At 48.2% G+C, this 18,164-nt stretch carries 18 protein-coding genes and 1 other RNA gene; 13 read left to right on the forward strand and 6 right to left on the reverse strand.

Annotated elements, in window-relative coordinates:
• Window positions 1–184 precede the first annotated feature (184 nt).
• The 6 genes from BM334_RS07780 (at window position 185) to BM334_RS07805 (ending at window position 5,313) form a co-directional block, all read left to right on the forward strand.
• Window positions 185–1,321, forward strand: coding sequence for an endonuclease/exonuclease/phosphatase family protein (locus tag BM334_RS07780; protein WP_241970952.1), 1,137 nt, complete (start codon window positions 185–187; stop codon window positions 1,319–1,321).
• An 84-nt stretch (window positions 1,322–1,405) separates the two neighbouring features.
• Window positions 1,406–2,092 (forward strand): phosphate regulon transcriptional regulator PhoB, encoded by a 687-nt coding sequence (gene phoB, locus BM334_RS07785; protein WP_092840431.1) that lies wholly within the window; start codon window positions 1,406–1,408, stop codon window positions 2,090–2,092.
• An 18-nt stretch (window positions 2,093–2,110) separates the two neighbouring features.
• A complete protein-coding gene (gene phoR / locus BM334_RS07790; RefSeq protein ID WP_092840435.1) occupies window positions 2,111–3,412 on the forward strand; it encodes a phosphate regulon sensor histidine kinase PhoR in 1,302 nt (433 codons plus the stop codon).
• Window positions 3,413–3,569: 157 nt separating this feature from the next.
• Window positions 3,570–4,565 carry a PstS family phosphate ABC transporter substrate-binding protein gene (locus tag BM334_RS07795; protein WP_092840438.1) on the forward strand — a complete coding sequence of 332 codons (996 nt, stop codon included), beginning with the start codon at window positions 3,570–3,572 and terminating at the stop codon, window positions 4,563–4,565.
• A gap of 127 nt (window positions 4,566–4,692) precedes the next feature.
• The gene (locus BM334_RS07800; protein ID WP_092840442.1) at window positions 4,693–4,866 is read left to right on the forward strand and encodes a type II toxin-antitoxin system HicA family toxin; all 174 of its coding nucleotides are present in this window, start codon (window positions 4,693–4,695) and stop codon (window positions 4,864–4,866) included.
• 36 nt (window positions 4,867–4,902) lie between these two features.
• Window positions 4,903–5,313, forward strand: coding sequence for a type II toxin-antitoxin system HicB family antitoxin (locus BM334_RS07805; protein ID WP_092840445.1), 411 nt, complete (start codon window positions 4,903–4,905; stop codon window positions 5,311–5,313).
• A 15-nt stretch (window positions 5,314–5,328) separates the two neighbouring features.
• Here the strand turns inward: BM334_RS07805 and asnC are convergent, their stop codons facing one another.
• The gene (gene asnC, locus BM334_RS07810) at window positions 5,329–5,775 is read right to left on the reverse strand and encodes a transcriptional regulator AsnC (protein ID WP_092840448.1); all 447 of its coding nucleotides are present in this window, start codon (window positions 5,773–5,775) and stop codon (window positions 5,329–5,331) included.
• A gap of 234 nt (window positions 5,776–6,009) precedes the next feature.
• On the opposite strand from asnC, the gene asnA reads away from it, so the two are divergent.
• The 5 genes from asnA to phoU all read left to right on the forward strand — a co-directional run bounded on the left by asnA (window position 6,010) and on the right by phoU (window position 12,591).
• Window positions 6,010–7,005: an aspartate--ammonia ligase gene (gene asnA, locus BM334_RS07815; RefSeq protein WP_092840452.1), complete on the forward strand. Its 996-nt coding sequence runs from the start codon at window positions 6,010–6,012 to the stop codon at window positions 7,003–7,005.
• A 111-nt stretch (window positions 7,006–7,116) separates the two neighbouring features.
• Window positions 7,117–9,360 (forward strand): ABC transporter permease subunit, encoded by a 2,244-nt coding sequence (locus tag BM334_RS07820; RefSeq protein ID WP_092840455.1) that lies wholly within the window; start codon window positions 7,117–7,119, stop codon window positions 9,358–9,360.
• 14 nt (window positions 9,361–9,374) lie between these two features.
• Window positions 9,375–11,030 (forward strand): phosphate ABC transporter permease PstA, encoded by a 1,656-nt coding sequence (gene pstA / locus BM334_RS07825; protein WP_092840458.1) that lies wholly within the window; start codon window positions 9,375–9,377, stop codon window positions 11,028–11,030.
• A gap of 11 nt (window positions 11,031–11,041) precedes the next feature.
• Window positions 11,042–11,860, forward strand: coding sequence for a phosphate ABC transporter ATP-binding protein PstB (pstB, locus tag BM334_RS07830; protein ID WP_092840461.1), 819 nt, complete (start codon window positions 11,042–11,044; stop codon window positions 11,858–11,860).
• Between the two features lie 14 nt (window positions 11,861–11,874).
• Window positions 11,875–12,591 (forward strand): phosphate signaling complex protein PhoU, encoded by a 717-nt coding sequence (phoU, locus tag BM334_RS07835; RefSeq protein WP_055439581.1) that lies wholly within the window; start codon window positions 11,875–11,877, stop codon window positions 12,589–12,591.
• Between the two features lie 9 nt (window positions 12,592–12,600).
• Here phoU and serA read toward each other — a convergent pair whose 3' ends face one another.
• From serA to BM334_RS07850, 3 genes are read right to left on the reverse strand one after another with little or no spacing between them, the layout of a single operon-like run.
• Complete coding sequence (gene serA / locus BM334_RS07840) at window positions 12,601–13,848, reverse strand: phosphoglycerate dehydrogenase (RefSeq protein ID WP_092840464.1); 1,248 nt, start codon at window positions 13,846–13,848, stop codon at window positions 12,601–12,603.
• Between the two features lie 2 nt (window positions 13,849–13,850).
• Entirely contained in the window at window positions 13,851–14,513 is a 663-nt protein-coding gene (gene rpiA / locus BM334_RS07845) for a ribose-5-phosphate isomerase RpiA (protein WP_092840467.1), read from the reverse strand.
• A 45-nt stretch (window positions 14,514–14,558) separates the two neighbouring features.
• Complete coding sequence (locus BM334_RS07850; protein WP_198677371.1) at window positions 14,559–15,146, reverse strand: 5-formyltetrahydrofolate cyclo-ligase; 588 nt, start codon at window positions 15,144–15,146, stop codon at window positions 14,559–14,561.
• Window positions 15,147–15,216: 70 nt separating this feature from the next.
• Here BM334_RS07850 and BM334_RS07855 point away from each other — a divergent pair, with 70 nt between their 5' ends.
• The gene (locus BM334_RS07855) at window positions 15,217–16,797 is read left to right on the forward strand and encodes an amidohydrolase family protein (RefSeq protein WP_092840470.1); all 1,581 of its coding nucleotides are present in this window, start codon (window positions 15,217–15,219) and stop codon (window positions 16,795–16,797) included.
• 104 nt (window positions 16,798–16,901) lie between these two features.
• On the opposite strand, the gene ssrS is transcribed toward BM334_RS07855, so the two are convergent.
• Window positions 16,902–17,085: non-coding RNA, 6S RNA (gene ssrS / locus BM334_RS07860), on the reverse strand.
• Between the two features lie 12 nt (window positions 17,086–17,097).
• The gene (locus BM334_RS07865; RefSeq protein WP_241970953.1) at window positions 17,098–17,415 is read right to left on the reverse strand and encodes a cell division protein ZapA; all 318 of its coding nucleotides are present in this window, start codon (window positions 17,413–17,415) and stop codon (window positions 17,098–17,100) included.
• A gap of 137 nt (window positions 17,416–17,552) precedes the next feature.
• On the opposite strand from BM334_RS07865, the gene BM334_RS07870 reads away from it, so the two are divergent.
• Entirely contained in the window at window positions 17,553–18,140 is a 588-nt protein-coding gene (locus BM334_RS07870; protein ID WP_092840473.1) for a UPF0149 family protein, read from the forward strand.
• Window positions 18,141–18,164 lie beyond the last annotated feature (24 nt).

Raw genomic sequence — 18,164 nt, forward strand, 5'->3', positions numbered from 1 at the left:
TCACGTCCCTGTGTCAAAAATATGACAATATTTTACGCAATTTTTATTTGAATTGCATCGGTTAAATTGAACCTTTATGCTTTTGCCCAGTCTTATCTGCCCTTTTGAAGGACTCTTCTCGTCGATGAAAATCTATACAGCCCTTGCACTCTCTGTTCTTTCGCTTTTTATGGCTGGATGCGATATGCCCAAAGAAAAAATAAATGAACCTACAGCACTGCGCGTTGCGACCTTTAATGTCAGCATGGATGCAAGCAATTATTTATCTCATGAGGCAATTCCAGAACAAGGAGCAGGTGCCTTGCGTACGGCACTAGCCTCCCAACATCCGCAAATTAAAGCGGTGGCTGAAATTATTCAACACACCCGCCCCGATGTGTTGGTACTTAATGAGTTTGACTTTATTGACGCCTCTGAAGGCATTGATGTTTTTAGGCATGAGTATCTGCAAGTTAGTCAAAACGGAGAGTCACCGATTGCTTATCCCTATGTGTTTATTGCACCAGTTAATACCGGTGTGCCCAGCCCATATGACTTAAATGGCGACGGCGTTGCGCAAGGAACTGGCGACGATGCTTGGGGCTATGGTTTATACCCAGGCCAATACGGCATGGCTGTATTGTCAAAATATCCAATTGACTATTCTCGAGTACGAACGTTTCAGAAGTTCAAGTGGAAAGATATGCCAGGCGCTCTGGCGCCGTTAAAACCGGGCACAAGTGAACCATTTTACAGTACCGCAGCGTGGAATGAGTTGCCGCTAAGCTCAAAATCGCACTGGGACCTTCCTATTCAAGTCAAAGACCATGTGCTGCATTTGTTAGTCAGCCATCCAACACCGCCGGTCTTTGACGGAAAAGAGAATCGAAATGGTCGCCGTAATTTTGATGAAATTCGCTTTTGGTCTGATTATATTCAACCACACCTAAGTAACTATATTTATGATGATAAAGGCGAGAAAGGTGGATTGCCTGAACATGCCGCTTTTGTGATTGCCGGTGATCTTAATGCCTCAGTTGACGGAAAGGATAATGTTCCGGGCGCTATTCAACAGCTACTGAACCATCCGTTAATTCATGCGGAAAACCCGCCCACAAGTCGCGGCGGTGCAGCGCACACGCCTGATAACCCGATAGCTTCACAGCATACAGCTGGGTGGCGCAAGCGTGCCGACTACGTGCTGCCATCAACGGCGGGAATATCGCTCATTCAAAGCGGCGTGTTTTGGCCGATAGCCGGCGAGCCGAAGGCTGAATTGGTGCAAAATCGTAAGGCTTCGTCTGACCATCGCCTTGTTTGGATAGACATTCAGTTAAAATAAGTGACACAAATTTGGTTGTTTTCATAAAAGTGTCATAAAGTATCGTGATAATCAGCCGTGCCAAAAACAAATTAGGTGACGCAGATGTCCAGAAAGATACTGATTGTTGAAGATGAAGCACCCATTCGCGAAATGCTTAGCTTCGTCATGGAACAGCACGGCTATCAAGCTATTGAAGCAGGTGATTACCAAGCAGCCCTAGAAAAAGTGGTTGAGCCATTTCCTGATATGATTCTACTAGATTGGATGATTCCAGGTGGCTCAGGTATTCAGCTTGCTAAAAAACTCAAAGGCGATGACTTCACGCGCTCAATTCCCATCATTATGTTGACTGCCCGCGGCGAAGAAGAAGACAAAGTACGCGGCTTAGAAGTCGGTGCCGATGATTACATGACCAAGCCATTTTCGCCAAAAGAACTGATGGCACGGATGCGCGCGGTATTTCGCCGTGTCGCCCCAACTGCGCTTGATGAGCCATTAGAGGTTGAAGGCTTGCGGTTAGACCCAGTGTCACATCGTGTGACCGCGTTTAATGACCGTTTAGACATGGGCCCAACGGAATTTAAATTACTACACTTCTTTATGACACACCCTGATCGCGTGTATAGTCGAGAGCAGTTGCTAGACCACGTTTGGGGTACCAATGTTTATGTTGAAGACCGTACCGTTGATGTACATATTCGTCGGTTGCGTAAAGCATTGGAAGTTCACGGCCATGACCGCTTGGTGCAAACCGTTCGTGGCGTGGGTTATCGCTTCTCAAAGAATTAATAACGACGGGCGTTAAACATGGACCGTCGTTATTCTGTTTTATTTATTCTGAAAGGCCTACTGTGGTTTATTCTGCCAGTGGGCTTTGTCGGTTGGTTGCTTGGTTATTTTTGGGCAACTCTAGCTTTGGCCTTAATTGGGCTTGCAGCGTGGCATTATTACTACCAGTACAAACTTGTTGATTGGCTATGGCATCGCCGCACGATGTTGCCGCCCAGTGCCCCCGGTAGTTGGAGTTACATTTACGACGGTATTTACCGTACTCAACGGCGCAGTCAACAACGCCGTCGCGCGTTGGCTCGGCTGTTGCGTCGTTTTCGCGAGGCGTCTGAGGCCATCCCCGACGCCGCAATTGTGTTTCGCAAAGACGGCAGCCTAATTTGGTGCAACAAGCTGGGCCAGTTTTATTTTGGCTTAAAATGGCCGGCGGACACCGGAATTCGTTTATCTAACCTCATTCGTTATCCTGAATTCATAGCGTACTTACAGCAAGCTGACTTCAGTGAAGATATTCACTTGCCGTCGCCTGTGCGCGAAGATATTGAGCTTGAAATTCGGGTGATGCCGTACAGTGACGATCAGTTTCTGCTGATGGCGCGCGACGTGACTCAGTTGAAGCAGCTTGAGCAAATGCGCAAAGATTTTGTAGCGAACGTGTCGCATGAATTGAAAACGCCATTAACCGTGCTGCAAGGCTATTTAGAAATGCTCGATGAGCCAGCCGATTTGCCGCCTACCATGATGAAAAAAGCGGTCACCGACATGCAAGCGCAAAGCGATCGCATGCGCAACTTAGTTGATCAGTTGCTCAGCTTATCGCGCATGGATGTGCATCGTACGGATATTTTTGACCGTGTTGCTGATATCCCCAAACTTATTGCCGCAGTGGAGCAAGACGCACAACGCTTAAATCACGATAAACAACACACCATTAGCTTTGATATTGCGCCAATTAAAATACATGGCATTGAAGACGAAATGCGCAGTGCTATTTCTAATTTAGTCGCAAACGCAATTCACTACACGCAAGCGGGCGGCAATATTAAAGTGACCTGGAAAATGGCGGTTGGCGGTGGCGTTGAGTTTTCGGTACAGGATAACGGACCTGGCATTCCGGCTGAGCACGTTGGCCGTTTAACCGAACGTTTTTATCGCGTAGATAAAGACCGCAACAGTAAAAAAGGTGGTTCAGGGCTTGGCTTGGCGATTGTCCAGCAGGCACTAGAACACCACCATAGTCGTTTGAACATTGATTCGGTTGTTGGTCGCGGCTCGAAGTTTTCATTTCGAATTTCCGAAGAGCTCGTTATTCGCGACTAGCGAGCGCTTTGCAATCAACGCGTTAAATATGACTGCAATAAAAATGTCAGAATCGTCACAAATGTCACAATACTGTCACATTGACACACTAAACTTAGCTCCAGTTAATGATTAATCGACTGGCTTCGGCCAATCTCACTTAGGATTGGAGTTTCTCATGACAAACAAGACAATCACAGCGAAACGTTTTACCGCAACTTTAGCTACCGCAGCCGTTGCAAGTTTATTAAGCTTTTCAGCCGTTGCACAAAAAGCGACTGACGATTTACCAGAGTATGAAAAAGTCAGCGGTTTATCGGGCAACCTGTCTTCTGTAGGTTCAGATACGCTAGCCAACATGATGACTTTTTGGTCTGAAGAATTTAAGCGTTTGTACCCGAACGTGAATATGCAAATTCAAGCGGCTGGCTCTTCAACTGCGCCACCGGCATTAACTGAAGGTACTTCTAACTTTGGCCCAATGAGCCGAGCCATGAAAGCGAAAGAAATTGAAGCTTTCGAAAAACGCCATGGTTATAAGCCAACCCAAGTACGCGTAGCGATTGACGCATTAGCTGTATTCGCACACAAAGATAACCCGATTGAAGGCTTAACTATTGCCGAAGTGGACGCTATTTTCTCAAGCACTCGCTTGTGTGGCGCTACTGAAGAAGTTCGCCGTTGGGGTGATTTAGGTTTGACGGGTAGCTGGGGCAACCGCGACTTACAAATTTATGGTCGCAACTCGGTTTCTGGAACCTACGGTTATTTTAAAGAAGTCGCACTGTGTGACGGTGATTTCCGCAACAACGTGAACGAGCAACCAGGTTCAGCTTCGGTAGTACAGTCGGTATCAACGTCTTTGAACGCCATTGGTTACTCTGGCATTGGTTACATGACTTCTGGTGTAAAGACCGTCCCATTAGCAGTAGAAGCGGGCGCTGAATACGTTGACGCAACCACTGAAAATGCTTTGGCTGGTAAGTACCCACTATCACGTTTCTTGTACGTTTATGTGAACAAGCATCCAAATAAGCCGCTAGATCCAGCAACTGCTGAGTTCTTGAAAATGGTTTTATCAAAAACTGGCCAAGAAATTGTTGATAAAGACGGCTACATTGCATTACCACGTGTGGTTGTTGAGCAAGAGCTGAAGAAGCTTGGCTTGAACTAATTTAGACCACTTAAATAACTCAAAACGCCCTCGTGACGAAACAGCTACGAGGGCGTTTTTTTATGCATGAAAACTTGACGAGGTAATCATTTTTGTTTACTTTTGATCATGAAGGCAAGGAGGCCGCATGAAGCAAAGTGAATTTCGCCGATGGTTAGAAAAACAAGGCGTTGAAATTAAACAAGGAACAAATCATCTGAAGCTTTATTACCAAGGTCGGCAAAGTGTCATGCCAAGGCATCCAAGTAAGGAAATTGGTGAAAACTTAAGAAAAGCCATAATCAAACAACTTGGACTGTAAAAGATACCGCTTTGGGAACAACTTTGGAGTTAAACCATGAAATATCCAGTCATTATTGAAAAAGACGGCCAGACATTTATGTCGCGCTTTATAGATATACCAGAGGCATTAACCTGTGGAGATACTTATGAAGAGGCCCTAATAGAAGCGCAAGATGCACTTATAACTGCGTTTGAATTCTATTTTGAAGATCAACGTCCAGTACCAATGCCTTCGCCGGTAGGAAATAGCCCTTATGTGACAGTTCCGGCGAGCGTTTGGGCGAAAGTCTTATTGCTGAACACTATGCTGAGCGAACGTATCTCCCAAGCTGAGCTTGCCAAACGAATGGGCAGCCGTAAGCAGGAAATGCAACGTATCATTAATCTTGGTCACAACACTAAGATAGATACGCTAAACAAGGCGCTTGAAGCCATGGATAAGCACTTAACGTTATCTGTCTCTTAAAGTACATATTACAATTCAGACTTGAATTTGCCGCATAATCGGCTGCTGTAATGATATTAATGTTTCAGTGGCCTGAATTTCCTCTATGGGCTGAATTTTGTTGATGAGCAAATTCTGCAAATCATCAATTGAGCGCACCATCACTTTAATAAAAATGCTGTATTGGCCTGTGGTGTAATGGGCTTCTACCACTTCTGGAAGGGCGTTAAGTTGCGCGAGAGCGCTCGGGTAGTCGCCGGCGCGGGCCAAGTTAATGCCAATAAAGCAGCAGACATCGTAACCCAGCTTGCGTGGATCAACATGCACATGGGTGCCGGTGATAATTCCCGCCTGCCTTAATTTTTCAACACGTACGTGAATAGTGGCAGGGCTGACGCTGTGTTGCTTGGCTATTTCTGCATAAGAAATGCGCGCGTTGTCTTGCAGCGTGCTGATTATCGCTTTGTCTAAATTATCGATCATTTAATTTTCCTACCTGAATTCACGCTTATTTTAGATTTTATTCATCAAGAAGCCAAATATTATTGGTTAATTTATCATGTATTGATTTATTAGTTAAATGGTATTGAATATATTAGCTGTTAGGGTTTACTTTGTTGAATAACAATCACAGCGCGATGCGCTACCCGGCGTAGAACGCCGGGCTACGAACAACGAACAACGAACAATGAATAACGAACCCCGGAGATTTCAAACATGCTAAAACAACAACAAGATGTTGCGAGACTAAAGCAACGATTTACCGAGCTGCTTTGCGAAACACTGCAGTTAGCTGAAGTGCAGGCGCCGCTGATGGTGCCGAAAGACTCTGGGGTGCAAGATAACCTCAGCGGCACTGAGCGAGCGGTTGCCGTGCACATTCGGGCCGAGCAGCGCGATTATGAAATTGTGCACTCGTTGGCGAAGTGGAAGCGCAGCGTACTAGCGCATTATGGCTGCCAACCGGGCGAAGGTATTGTGGCGCTAATGAAAGCCATCCGTGCTGACGAAGAGCAACTGACCGAGCGTCATTCTGTGCTTGTTGAACAATGGGACTGGGAACGTGTTATTCAACCAGCAGAGCGTTCATTAGACACGCTGAAAGCCACGGTGCGTGACATTTATCAAGCCCTGCGGGCGCTATACCTGCAGTTTTCACCGGAAGCTGACGATCAGCTAGCATCAGAAGTGGTATTTATTCATGCAGAACAGCTGCGCCAAATGTTTCCACAATTATCGCCCAAACAACGCGAGCACGAAATTACCAAGCTGCATAAAGCCGTATTTCTTATGGGTATTGGGGGCGAACTTGCAGACGGCACACCACACGATGCCCGTGCCGCTGATTATGATGATTGGAGCACGCCAGTTGAGCACCCAGCCAGTGGCCAATGCTTGGCAGGCCTCAATGGCGACTTATTGGTTTGGCACGCTCCGATTAACGACGCGCTTGAGTTATCATCGATGGGAATTCGCGTAAACAGTGATGCCTTAAAGCGTCAAGTTGCAATGCGCAAAAGTTATGGCCTGCTGCAACAACCTTGGCACCAGCAACTCCTTCATGGCGAGTTGCCAGAGTGCATTGGTGGTGGCATAGGTCAGTCACGGGTTGCCATGTGGGTGCTGCAGTTGGCACACATTTCTGCCACCCAAGCGCCCCAGCTTTCGTGGCCGCAACGGTCAAAATTGAGCCCACAGCAGGCCGTTGCATGACAGAAAAATGTCAGCAATGTGACAGCGCTGTAACAATACTGTCATAGAATGCGTCTATACTCTGCTGCAGTAAATTCATGTTAGATCATTTTTAAACTTGAAGAGGCAGCAATGGCGGCATCACAACGTGCAGAGTTGGGAGCCAGTAATGTGCGATTAGTTAAAGACAAAGCTGCTCGCTGGGGGGTAACTCTTGGCGGCGGCTTAGTATTAATGGCACTGCTACTGATTTTCTTTTACTTGTTATATGTGGTTGAACCTATTTTTCGTGGTGTTGAGATTGAGCATCAGCAGTCATTTGCTGTGCCTGGTCAAGGTCACACCGTCGCGATGGGTATGGAGGAGCAGTCTGAAATTGGCTATCGCTTCTCGAACACCGGCGAGTTGAGCTTTTTTGCATTGAAGCAAAAGCCAGGCACCGACTGGCAACCAGGCCAAGTGCTGCTCACTGAACAAGTTGCTAACAACCCGACGGCTTTTACCAAAACTCAGCCGCAAAACAAGCGCTATGCCTACGCTGTTGCCGATGGCCAAGTACGCATTGTTGAACCAAAGTTTCGGTCACAATTTAAAAACGGACGTCGTTTAACCACACCTGTCGTTGGTTTTGCCAATGACGGTGAACTCATTCAAGTTGATCCGCAGCAACGCACGCTTACCCAGTTAGCCTACGAATACAAAGGCGAGTCACAGTTGTTTGCTGCGGTTACAGCCGACAACCAAGTGATTGTGAATTTTCTGCAGGCTAGCCGCAGCTTCTTAACGGGCACGGTAGAGCTTAAGTCAAAATTCGCAGAGCTGCCTATTACAGGGCCGGTTGATAATGTTGTGGTAACGCCAGACTTAACCCAAGTGTTTGTGCGCCAAGGTAATCGTTTTTACGTTTACGGTGTGTCACGCACTGGCGAACTGAGTGAACGGCAGTTACTGAGTATTGACCGCCGCCGCTATGATGACATTACCAGCATGCAGCTGCTAGCTGGCGCAAGCTCGGTGTTATTTGGCCATGCCAATGGTCGGGTGACGCAATGGTTTGAAGTGGCGGGCGAAAACGGTCGTCAGTACCAGTACATTCGTGAGTTCCAAGCGGGCAATTCAGCCATTAAAGACATTGTTGCGGAATACTATCGTCGTACTTTCTATACTGTGTCAGAAACTGGCGAAGTTGGGGTGTTTCACACCACTTCTGAAGCCGACCTTTATTTTTCGCATCTTGATCACGTGAAAGCAGAACGCGTGGTTATGGACCCGCGTGCCAATACCTTGTTAATGCAAAGTGGTAACGAGCTGCATTCGTTTAAGTTAGAAAACGAGCATCCAGAAGTAACCTGGAGCGGTATTTGGCAAGAAGTGTGGTACGAAGGTTACCCAGAGCCGCAGTACGTATGGCAGTCTACGTCAGGTTCAGACGACTTTGAGCCGAAATTCAGCTTGGTGCCCATTTCGTTCGGTACTATTAAAGCTGCCGCGTATGCCATGTTGTTTGCCGTACCTATTGGCTTAGCTGCAGCAGTTTATACGGCTTACTTTATGTCGCCAGGCGTACGCAAAGTGGTGAAGCCAACCGTAGAGATTATGGAAGCGTTGCCAACGGTAATCTTAGGTTTCTTAGCTGGCTTGTGGCTCGCGCCGCTGATTGAAGAATACTTGCCCGGTATTGTCGCCACCATTGTTCTGGTGCCACTCGCCATTATTGGTGTTGCAGCACTTACCGGCGTGCTGCCAAAAGCATGGCGAAATCGTTTTACGGACGGCCGTGCAGCCCTAATCTTGCTGCCTTTTGTCGCTTTTGTTGGTTGGCGGTCATTCGAATTATCGCCGTGGGTAGAGCAAGTGTTGTTTGACGGTAACGTGCGTCAATACATTACCAACGAGTTAGGCATTACCTTTGACCAACGTAACTCGCTGGTTGTGGGCATTGCCATGGGCTTTGCGGTTATCCCGACGATTTTCTCGATTGCAGAAGACGCCGTGTTTAGCGTGCCGAAACACTTATCCAATGGCTCGTTGGCGCTTGGTGCAACCACGTGGCAAACCTTAACCAAGGTGGTGCTGCTAACCGCTAGCCCAGGTATTTTCTCAGCAGTGATGATGGGCTTAGGCCGTGCCGTGGGCGAAACCATGATTGTGCTTATGGCCACCGGTAACACGCCGATTATGGACTGGAACATTTTTGAAGGCATGCGCACGCTGTCTGCCAATATTGCGGTAGAAATGCCAGAGTCAGAAGTGGGTAGTTCGCACTATCGCATTCTGTTCTTAGCGGCCTTTGTCTTGTTTATTTTCACTTTCGCGTTTAATACCGTTGCTGAACTTGTGCGTCAGCGTCTGCGCGACAAATATAGCTCGATGTAAGCGTGAGGATGTCCATGAATAAATGGTTTAAGTCAGGAAAACCTTATATTTGGCTTACTGCGGGCGCGGTAAGTGTCAGCTTAATTGCTGTGCTTGGGTTGTTAGCCTTAATTGCATGGCGTGGCCTGTCATTCTTTTGGCCAGCAGCCATTCACGAGGTTGAAGTACAAGCAAACGACGGTTCAACACGCGTCATTATTGGTGAAGTGTACGACCGCGAAGAAGTGCCGATTGCGCGTTTGCAGGAATCTGGCGTTACCCTTGAGGGTTTTGACGGTGAGTTTCTAGAGCGTCAGTTATTTAAAGTTGGTAACCGCGAGTTCGTGCCACTTGATTTTATGTGGGTGATGGAACCGCAAATTATTCGCGATGAAACGCCAGCAGACCTAGCCGTGCTTGAACGCTCAAAAGACGGTAATTTTTATGGTTACGTCGTTGATGTACTCGAAAACGGTGAGTCGGTAGCAACGCCTGAAAACGTGCGTGACGTGTTATTTGAACGCATTGAGCGAGCGGTTGACTTGAATGAGCAAGCGTCGGACTTGCAACAGGGTGAAATTGGTGCAATTAACTATGAGTTAAACCGTTTGCGCCTAGAAGCCCGAGCGTTAGATCTTGAAGGCAAGCTAACCGAGGCTGAAAAGCAGCGCTTAGCAGCGGAAGAAGAAGCGCTGAACGCGCAATACAAAGAACTTGAAAAAGAGCTCTTTGCTTATCGTGAAGCGGCTAGCCGCGACAGCGTTGTGATGCGTGACATGCGTGGTATGGAAGTGACTGTACCCATGTACCGTGTGTTAGACGCAACCTTCCCAAATGACATGGGGGTACTTAGCAAGCTAGGTCACTTCTTTGTGCAAATTGGCAAGTTTGTGTCTGAAGACCCGCGCGAGGCGAATACCGAAGGCGGCGTATTCCCAGCCATTTTTGGTACCGTATTTATGGTGCTGTTAATGTCGGTCATTGTGACGCCATTTGGGGTTATTGCTGCGGTTTATCTGCACGAATATGCCGGTAAAAATGCGATTACACGCTTAATTCGCATTGCGGTGATTAACCTAGCCGGTGTACCGTCTATTGTGTACGGCGTATTTGGTCTTGGCTTCTTTGTTTACATGGTGGGCGGCACGCTCGACCAAATCTTCTACCCTGAAGCGTTACCAAGCCCAACGTTTGGTACGCCAGGTGTTATGTGGTCAGCCATTACACTTGCTATTTTGACGCTGCCGGTCGTGATTGTTTCTACCGAAGAAGGTTTGTCGCGTATTCCTAGCACCTTGCGTGAGGGCAGCCTTGCCTTAGGTGCCACCAAAGCTGAAACCTTGTGGCGCATTATTTTACCCATGGCATCGCCAGCCATTATGACTGGCTTGATTCTCGCCGTTGCGCGTGCGGCCGGCGAAGTTGCACCGCTGATGTTGGTGGGGGTAGTGAAGTCAGCACCTATGCTACCGGTGGACGGCAACTTCCCGTACTTCCATTTAGATCGCAAATTTATGCACTTGGGCTTCCACATTTATGATGTTGGTTTCCAAAGCCCGAACGTTGAGGCCGCGCGACCGTTAGTGTACGCCACCTCATTCTTGCTGGTTACCGTGATTGTTGGGTTAAACCTAACCGCCATTGGCGTGCGTAACCATTTACGTGAAAAATATCGCTCTCTTGAACATTAAGGTTAAACATTATGATTTCGGTTACTCCGAACACTAGCAATGTCGAATCATTAGATTTAGCAAACTTAACGCCAGAGCAAACCGCGTTAGAAATTCGCAACCTCAACTTACATTATGGGGATGCGCAAGCATTGCACGATATTTCGATGAACATTCCGAAAAATCGTGTCACTGCGTTTATCGGTCCATCGGGTTGCGGTAAATCAACGTTATTGCGTTGCATTAATCGTATGAACGACTTGGTCGAAATTTGTAAGGTAAACGGTGAAATTCGTTTGCACGATAAAAACATTTACGACAAAAATGTCGACGTAGCTGAGCTGCGTCGTCAAGTTGGCATGGTGTTTCAGCGCCCAAACCCGTTCCCGAAATCAATTTACGAGAACGTGGTGTATGGTATGCGTTTGCAGGGCGTGAACGATCGCCGCACGTTAGATGAAGTGGTGGAGCGCTCACTTAAAGGCGCTGCGTTATGGGATGAAGTGAAAGATCGTCTGAATGCCTCAGCGTTTGGCTTGTCGGGTGGTCAGCAACAGCGTTTGGTTATTGCTCGCGCCATTGCCATTGAGCCAGAAGTACTGTTGTTAGATGAGCCGACGTCGGCGCTTGATCCTATTTCGACGTTAACCATTGAAGAGTTGATTACCGAGCTAAAAGAACAATACACCGTGGTTATTGTCACACACAACATGCAACAAGCAGCGCGTGTGTCTGACCAAACCGCATTTATGTATATGGGTAAGCTAATTGAGTATGCCGACACGAACACCTTGTTCACCACGCCAGCTCAAAAGCAAACTGAAGACTACATTACTGGTCGTTACGGTTAATAGGAGCGCAGGCAATGGATAAATTAAATATGAGCCGGCACATTTCCGGTAAGTTTAACGAAGAGCTTGAAGCGGTACGTAACCAAGTACTGAATATGGGCGGCTTGGTTGAACAACAATTGCGTGACTCGTTGCACGCTATTGAAAAGTCTGATCATGAAATGGCTGAGCAGATTTTGCAGCGCGACTACAAAATTAACGCGCTTGAAGTGCAAATTGATGAAGCTTGCGTGCAAATTATTGCCAAGCGTCAGCCAGCGGCCAGTGACTTGCGATTGATTATTGCTATTTTCAAGACCATTTCAGATCTTGAGCGCATTGGCGATGAAGCCGAGCGTATTGCACGTGTGGCGCTAGAAAGCTTCAACAATGACCAGCAGCAGTTCTTAGTAAGCCTAGAAAACCTTGGCCAGCAAGTTCTTGCCATGTTGCACGGCGTATTAGATGCGTTTGCGCGGATGGACTTAGACGCGGCATTTGAAGTGCACCAAATGGATGCTCAAGCCGACCGTCAGTACGAAGCATTAACGCGCCAGCTAATGACCTACATGATGGAAGACCCACGCGGCATTCCAAAGGTGATGAACGTACTCTGGTCAGCCCGTTCGCTTGAGCGTATTGGTGACCGGTGTCAGAACATTGCCGAGTACATTATTTTCTTCGTGAAAGGCAAAGACGTACGCCACGTATCGCCTGAGTCGATGGAGCAAACGGTTAAAGGCCCTCGCTAGGGCCATTAACTAGTACAACACGCGCGCCTTTATCGTGCCGTCGATAGCGCGCATTGCGACCAGTAGGTCGTCGGCAATGGTGCTTTTCGGCGGCGTTTCTATATCGATCACCACGTAACCGACTTTGTTGTCGGTTTGCAAATACTGGCCGGAAACGTTGATGTTTTGCTCAGCAAGTAATTGGTTAATGCGCGTGAGCATACCCGGGCGATTGTGGTGAATGTGCAGCAAGCGACGCGAGCCTTCGTGCGCCGGCAGCGCTACCTCTGGGAAGTTTACCGCCGACAAAGTCGAGCCATTGTCGGAATAACGCACTAGTTTACCCGCCACTTCGATGCCGATATTTTCTTGAGCTTCTTCTGTAGAGCCGCCAATATGCGGGGTCAAAATACAGTTATCTAAACCGCGTAACGGCGATTCAAATTGTTCATCGTTGCCTTTGGGCTCGACTGGAAATACGTCAATCGCAGCGCCCGCCAAGTGGCCTGACTTGAGTGCATCTGCGAGCGCATTAATTTTTACCACGGTGCCGCGTGAGGCGTTAATAAATACCGCGCCGGGTTTCATCTGAGCTAATTCATTTGGGCCAATCATCCACTGCGTTTGCGGTGTCTCTGGCACATGTAGCGTGACTACGTCAGCTTGTTTCAAGAGCTTGTTCAAACTGCCCACTTGCAGCGCGTTGCCTAACGACAACTTGGTTTCGATGTCGTAATAACGTACTTGCATACCAAGCTGTTCAGCCAAAATACCTAATTGCGTACCAATATGGCCATAACCAACAATGCCGAGTACTTTACCGCGCACTTCAAATGAGCCTTTGGCGGCTTTATCCCAGCCACCGCGATGCGCAGCCGCGTTTTTCTCGGGAATACGGCGTAGCAACATGATAATTTCCGCTAATACCAATTCAGCCACGCTACGGGTGTTTGAAAAAGGTGCGTTAAACACCACCACGCCGCTGTCACGCGCGGCTTCTAAATCAACTTGGTTGGTACCAATGCAAAAACAACCCACAGCAGCGAGCTTTTCCGCTGCCGCAAACACTTTCGCTGTTAATTGTGTGCGCGAGCGTATACCAATAAAGTGCACGTCTTTAATGGCTTCACACAGTTCGTCTTCGTTCAGTGACGTTTTCAGCGTCTTTATGTTGCTGTAGCCGTGTTGTTTCAGTACTTCAACGGCACTCTCGTGCACGCCTTCAAGTAACAGAATTTGAATACGCTCTTTGGCCAACGAAGTGGGTTGGTGGCTCATAACTACTCCATAAATTGCAGGCCACTTGGGCTTGCAATAATTGCGATATTGGCGCCACGTTTGGCGAATAAACCGTTGGTAACAACACCCACAATACTATTCAATTGTTGCTCTAGTTGAACAGGGTCTAAGATATCAAAGTTGTGAATATCCAAAATGACATTGCCGTTGTCGGTGACAAAGCCTTGGCGCCACACGGGGTCACCGCCAAGTTTGACAATTTCGCGGGCCACGTATGAACGTGCCATTGGAATGACTTCTATTGGAATTGGAAAGCTACCTAAGCGACCCACCACTTTGCTTTGGTCGGCAATACACACAAATTGATCAGCCACCGCGGCAATAATTTTTTCACGGGTTAACGCGCCGCCACCGCCTTTGACCATGCGCATGTGCTCATCAATTTCGTCAGCGCCGTCAATGTAAACCGGCAAATCAGCAACATTGTTGAGTTCAACCACATCAATACCGTGAGCTTTTAGGCGCTCGGTAGAAGCGTCTGAGCTTGAAACAGCGCCTTCAATGTCGTTTTTCATGGTGGCTAGGGCATCAATGAAAAAATTGACGGTTGAGCCGGTGCCTACACCAACAATGCTATTGGGTTGAACATACTTTAGGGCGGCTTCTGCGGCTTGCTTTTTGAGTTGGTCTTGCGAGGTGGACATAAGGGCTTCCATAGTCAGTGGTCTATGGCTTTTCAGTATACAGTTTTAGGGGCGAAAGTCCCACACTTTAGACGGGGTTATTACCATGGGAAGTGGTACATCCCAGGGTTGTCTAGGTAGTTGTTCAACCTGTTGGCAGTCAAGCGCCAAACCAATCGGCAGTAGCTGCGGATAATGGCCCTGGTACCAGCCGCTTAATGTGCGGTCATAAAACCCGCCGCCCATACCCATGCGGTTTCCTTGGCGGTCAAACCCGACCAAGGGCACTAGTAATACCTGCAACTGCTGCAACGGTACTATGTGCTGCGCATGCAATTCTGGCTCGGGAATTTGGTATTGGTTGTGCACCCAGCGGGTACTCTCCGATAAGCTTAAAAACAGCAAGTGGCCTTGATTTATCGGGTGCAGCACTGGTAAAGCAAGCTGGTGGCCAGCGTTTATCAACTGTTGATTCAAGGCTTGAGTAGGTAGTTCGGCGCGAATGCTAAAATAACTACCAACATGGGCTGAGTGCTGCAGTTGGGGCAATTGCATTAAATGCTCGGCAACTGCCTGCGCCGCTTCGTCACGTTGTGCGGCAGACATGCTGGCGCGCGCGTTCAATAGGTGCTGGCGTAATTGCTGTTGCGACACAGTGCTGATACCTTATGCGAATGCTTGTGTGAATACTTGCCTAAAACTAATAAAACAAGAGAGTTATATCATGATTCGCCAATTACTGACCACGCTTACCCTAAGTATTGCGCTTTCTACGGTGGCGCTTGCCGCACCGCCGAAAGCACCTGCCAGAGGCGAGCAAGGTGATGGCCCATACTCGCGACTTATTTTACGTGGAGTTACTTTAATTAACGGCGAAGGCGCACCAGCCCAAGGGCCGGTGGATATTGTCATTGAAAACGACCGAATTGTGAACGTGGTGAGTGTGGGTAACCCAGGGGTGCCGATTAAACCAGAGAAACGGCCGGTTGCGGGCGCCAACGATCGCGAATTAAACCTTGAAGGCAAATACGTGTTGCCAGGGTTTATTGATATGCACGGGCATATTGGCGGCTCAGCCGAAGGTATTCCGGCCGAATATGTGCTGAAGCTATGGTTGGCGCATGGCATTACCACAGTGCGCGAACCGGGTAGTTTCAATGGTTTAGACTGGACCAAGTGGCATGAACAACAAGCGGCAAAAAATGCCATCGTGTCGCCACGAATTGTTCCTTATGCGGGTTTTGGCATGGGCTCTGAGCAGCCTATTTTCGGAGCTAAGCAAGCGCGCGACTGGGTAAAAGGTATTAAAAAGCAGGGGGCTTCGGGTATCAAGTTCTTCGGCGCCACCCCGAAAGTAATGGCTGCGGCGCTTGATGAAGCCAATAAGCAAGGCCTTGGCACCATGATGCACCACGCCCAATTGAACGTGGTCGGCACCAATGTGGTTGACTCCGCACGGTTAGGTTTAGGCAGCATGGAGCATTGGTATGGCTTGCCAGAAGCCTTATTTACCGGCCAACGCATTCAAAACTATCCAGCTAATTACAACTACAACAACGAACAAGATCGCTTCCGTGAAGCAGGCAAGTTATGGGCCCAAGCGGCACAGCCAGGCTCAGAAAAGTGGAACCAAGTTCGTGACGAGTTGATTAAGCTCGACTTTACCATTAACCCAACGCTGACTATTTATGAAGCCAGCCGCGACTTAATGCGTGAGCGCCAAGCGATTTGGCACGAAGAATATACCCTGCCGCAACTGTGGGACTTCTTCACACCAAGCCGCTATGCCCATGGCTCGTATTGGTTTGACTGGACGACCGATGAAGAAGTGGCGTGGCGCAAAAACTACCAGTTGTGGATGGCTTTCTTAAACGACTTTAAAAACCACGGTGGTCGTGTAACGACAGGTTCTGACGCAGGCTATATCTATAAAATTTACGGCTTTGGTTATATTCGCGAGCTAGAGTTGCTGCGTGAAGCGGGCTTTAACGCGTTGGAGGTCATTCAGGCAGCGACATTGAATGGTGCTGAAGCGCTTGGCCTTGAAGATGAGATTGGTAGTGTTGTGCCGGGCAAAAAAGCCGACTTGATTGTGGTGGACGAAAACCCTCTAGCAAACTTCAAGGTGCTGTACGGCACAGGTCACTACAAGCTTGACGAGAATAATCAACCAATGCGCACCAAGGGCATTCGTTACACCATCAAAGACGGTATTGTCTACGACGCCCAACAGCTCCTTGCCGACGTCCGCCGCTTGGTGGACGTAGCCCGGCGTTCTACGCCGGGTGGTGCGCAGCACCGTTAATGTTGAATTCAACACTAACGGTTGATTTCAATAACGTCACGATTGAATTCAACACTAACCGTGATAAAGCCACGTCCCGGCGTAGAACGCCGGGCTACAAAGGGTGACCACCCAGAATGCCGCTGCGTGCCTTGGCCCTTGAACCCACTGGTTCAAGGCGGGGCGCAATTGAAACGACCGCAGGCTTCTCGATACGAGTCGAGCTTGCTCAATAGTCGCCCAGTGAGCCCCTTTACTGCTAGCATCGGCTCAGGGACATCGGCTTGCTGGCGCACATCCCAGGCAGTCATAATTTGCTGGTTAACGTCCGGGGCGTTGATCAGCCATCGCTTGTTCAAGTGTGGCTTGCAGTAATTGCAGTTTTTCTTCGAGATCAGCAATACGTTGTTGCTGTTGTTTCTCTTGCTGAGCAAACTCATGGCACAAGTTGAGTGCCGCCATGACTGCAATCTGCTCCGGATTCGACAATTTTGTCATACCACGAATAGTTTCAAGCTTGGTATTTAATCGATCAGCCGCTTGCTGCAAGGCAATTTCTTGCCCCGGTGGGCAATTCACCTTGTAGTTACGATCCATTAATCGAATGTCCATACTTTTATGCATAGTCTGCTGACTCATGCCGCTTCCTCTGTGCTTGTACTATTCTTATGTGTAGCTGACCACTATTATGGCACGGGTAAGCGGTACTTGTCAGCTAGCCTGAGCAGCTTTGCAATGGTAGGATGTGCGTAAAGAACGTTAAGAGAACAAAAGCTATGCAACAAACCGGTGGCGCAGACGCTAACTTACTAAATTATGACCGTTTAACTGAGTTTTTTGAACAAAACGGTATGCTCTCCAATGGCGCGGAAGTGCACGGTATTTTAACCGGTATGATTGCCGGCGGTGCCAGCCTTAAGGGCGATGACTGGCTATTATTGCTCAGTGATCTGATTCACGAAGGGCAATCGTTTACACCTGCAGTTACCGAACGGTTAAAGGCACTCGCTGCCGATATATGCGCGAGCATGCGCGACCCCGATCTGGGCTTCAATTTAACCTTACCAAGTGATCATGAATCGTTAGGCGAACGTTTAACTAGCATGATTGGCTGGGTACAGTCGTTTTTAGTTGGGTTTGGGGTTAACCAAACCAACCTGACTGGTTTGTCAGACGATGTTCGCGAAGTGATTGACGACATGGTTGAAATTGCCAAGCTTGACTTTGCTGTGGACGAAGACGAAGAAGCCGAACGCGCTTTCTTTGAGGTTGTCGAGTACTTACGCATTTCAGCTATGTTATGTTTCAACGAGTTGGGGCTAAAGTCGGGCGCTGACTGTAAAACCAACCAAGTTCTGCATTAACTCACGCTATAAGTTGTAGGGTCA

It is taken from the genome of Pseudidiomarina donghaiensis (assembly GCF_900116895.1).
Classification (GTDB): Bacteria; Pseudomonadota; Gammaproteobacteria; order Enterobacterales; family Alteromonadaceae; genus Pseudidiomarina; species Pseudidiomarina donghaiensis.

What these genes read in the sequence shown, in the direction of transcription:
- BM334_RS07780 (WP_241970952.1), top strand. Translation starts at nt 185, where the DNA reads ATGCCCAAAGAAAAAATAAATGAACCTACAGCACTGCGCGTTGCGACC.
- phoB (WP_092840431.1), top strand. Translation starts at nt 1,406, where the DNA reads ATGTCCAGAAAGATACTGATTGTTGAAGATGAAGCACCCATTCGCGAA.
- phoR (WP_092840435.1), top strand. Translation starts at nt 2,111, where the DNA reads ATGGACCGTCGTTATTCTGTTTTATTTATTCTGAAAGGCCTACTGTGG.
- BM334_RS07795 (WP_092840438.1), top strand. Translation starts at nt 3,570, where the DNA reads ATGACAAACAAGACAATCACAGCGAAACGTTTTACCGCAACTTTAGCT.
- BM334_RS07800 (WP_092840442.1), top strand. Translation starts at nt 4,693, where the DNA reads ATGAAGCAAAGTGAATTTCGCCGATGGTTAGAAAAACAAGGCGTTGAA.
- BM334_RS07805 (WP_092840445.1), top strand. Translation starts at nt 4,903, where the DNA reads ATGAAATATCCAGTCATTATTGAAAAAGACGGCCAGACATTTATGTCG.
- asnC (WP_092840448.1), bottom strand. Translation starts at nt 5,775, where the DNA reads ATGATCGATAATTTAGACAAAGCGATAATCAGCACGCTGCAAGACAAC.
- asnA (WP_092840452.1), top strand. Translation starts at nt 6,010, where the DNA reads ATGCTAAAACAACAACAAGATGTTGCGAGACTAAAGCAACGATTTACC.
- BM334_RS07820 (WP_092840455.1), top strand. Translation starts at nt 7,117, where the DNA reads ATGGCGGCATCACAACGTGCAGAGTTGGGAGCCAGTAATGTGCGATTA.
- pstA (WP_092840458.1), top strand. Translation starts at nt 9,375, where the DNA reads ATGAATAAATGGTTTAAGTCAGGAAAACCTTATATTTGGCTTACTGCG.
- pstB (WP_092840461.1), top strand. Translation starts at nt 11,042, where the DNA reads ATGATTTCGGTTACTCCGAACACTAGCAATGTCGAATCATTAGATTTA.
- phoU (WP_055439581.1), top strand. Translation starts at nt 11,875, where the DNA reads ATGGATAAATTAAATATGAGCCGGCACATTTCCGGTAAGTTTAACGAA.
- serA (WP_092840464.1), bottom strand. Translation starts at nt 13,848, where the DNA reads ATGAGCCACCAACCCACTTCGTTGGCCAAAGAGCGTATTCAAATTCTG.
- rpiA (WP_092840467.1), bottom strand. Translation starts at nt 14,513, where the DNA reads ATGTCCACCTCGCAAGACCAACTCAAAAAGCAAGCCGCAGAAGCCGCC.
- BM334_RS07855 (WP_092840470.1), top strand. Translation starts at nt 15,217, where the DNA reads ATGATTCGCCAATTACTGACCACGCTTACCCTAAGTATTGCGCTTTCT.
- BM334_RS07865 (WP_241970953.1), bottom strand. Translation starts at nt 17,415, where the DNA reads ATGAGTCAGCAGACTATGCATAAAAGTATGGACATTCGATTAATGGAT.
- BM334_RS07870 (WP_092840473.1), top strand. Translation starts at nt 17,553, where the DNA reads ATGCAACAAACCGGTGGCGCAGACGCTAACTTACTAAATTATGACCGT.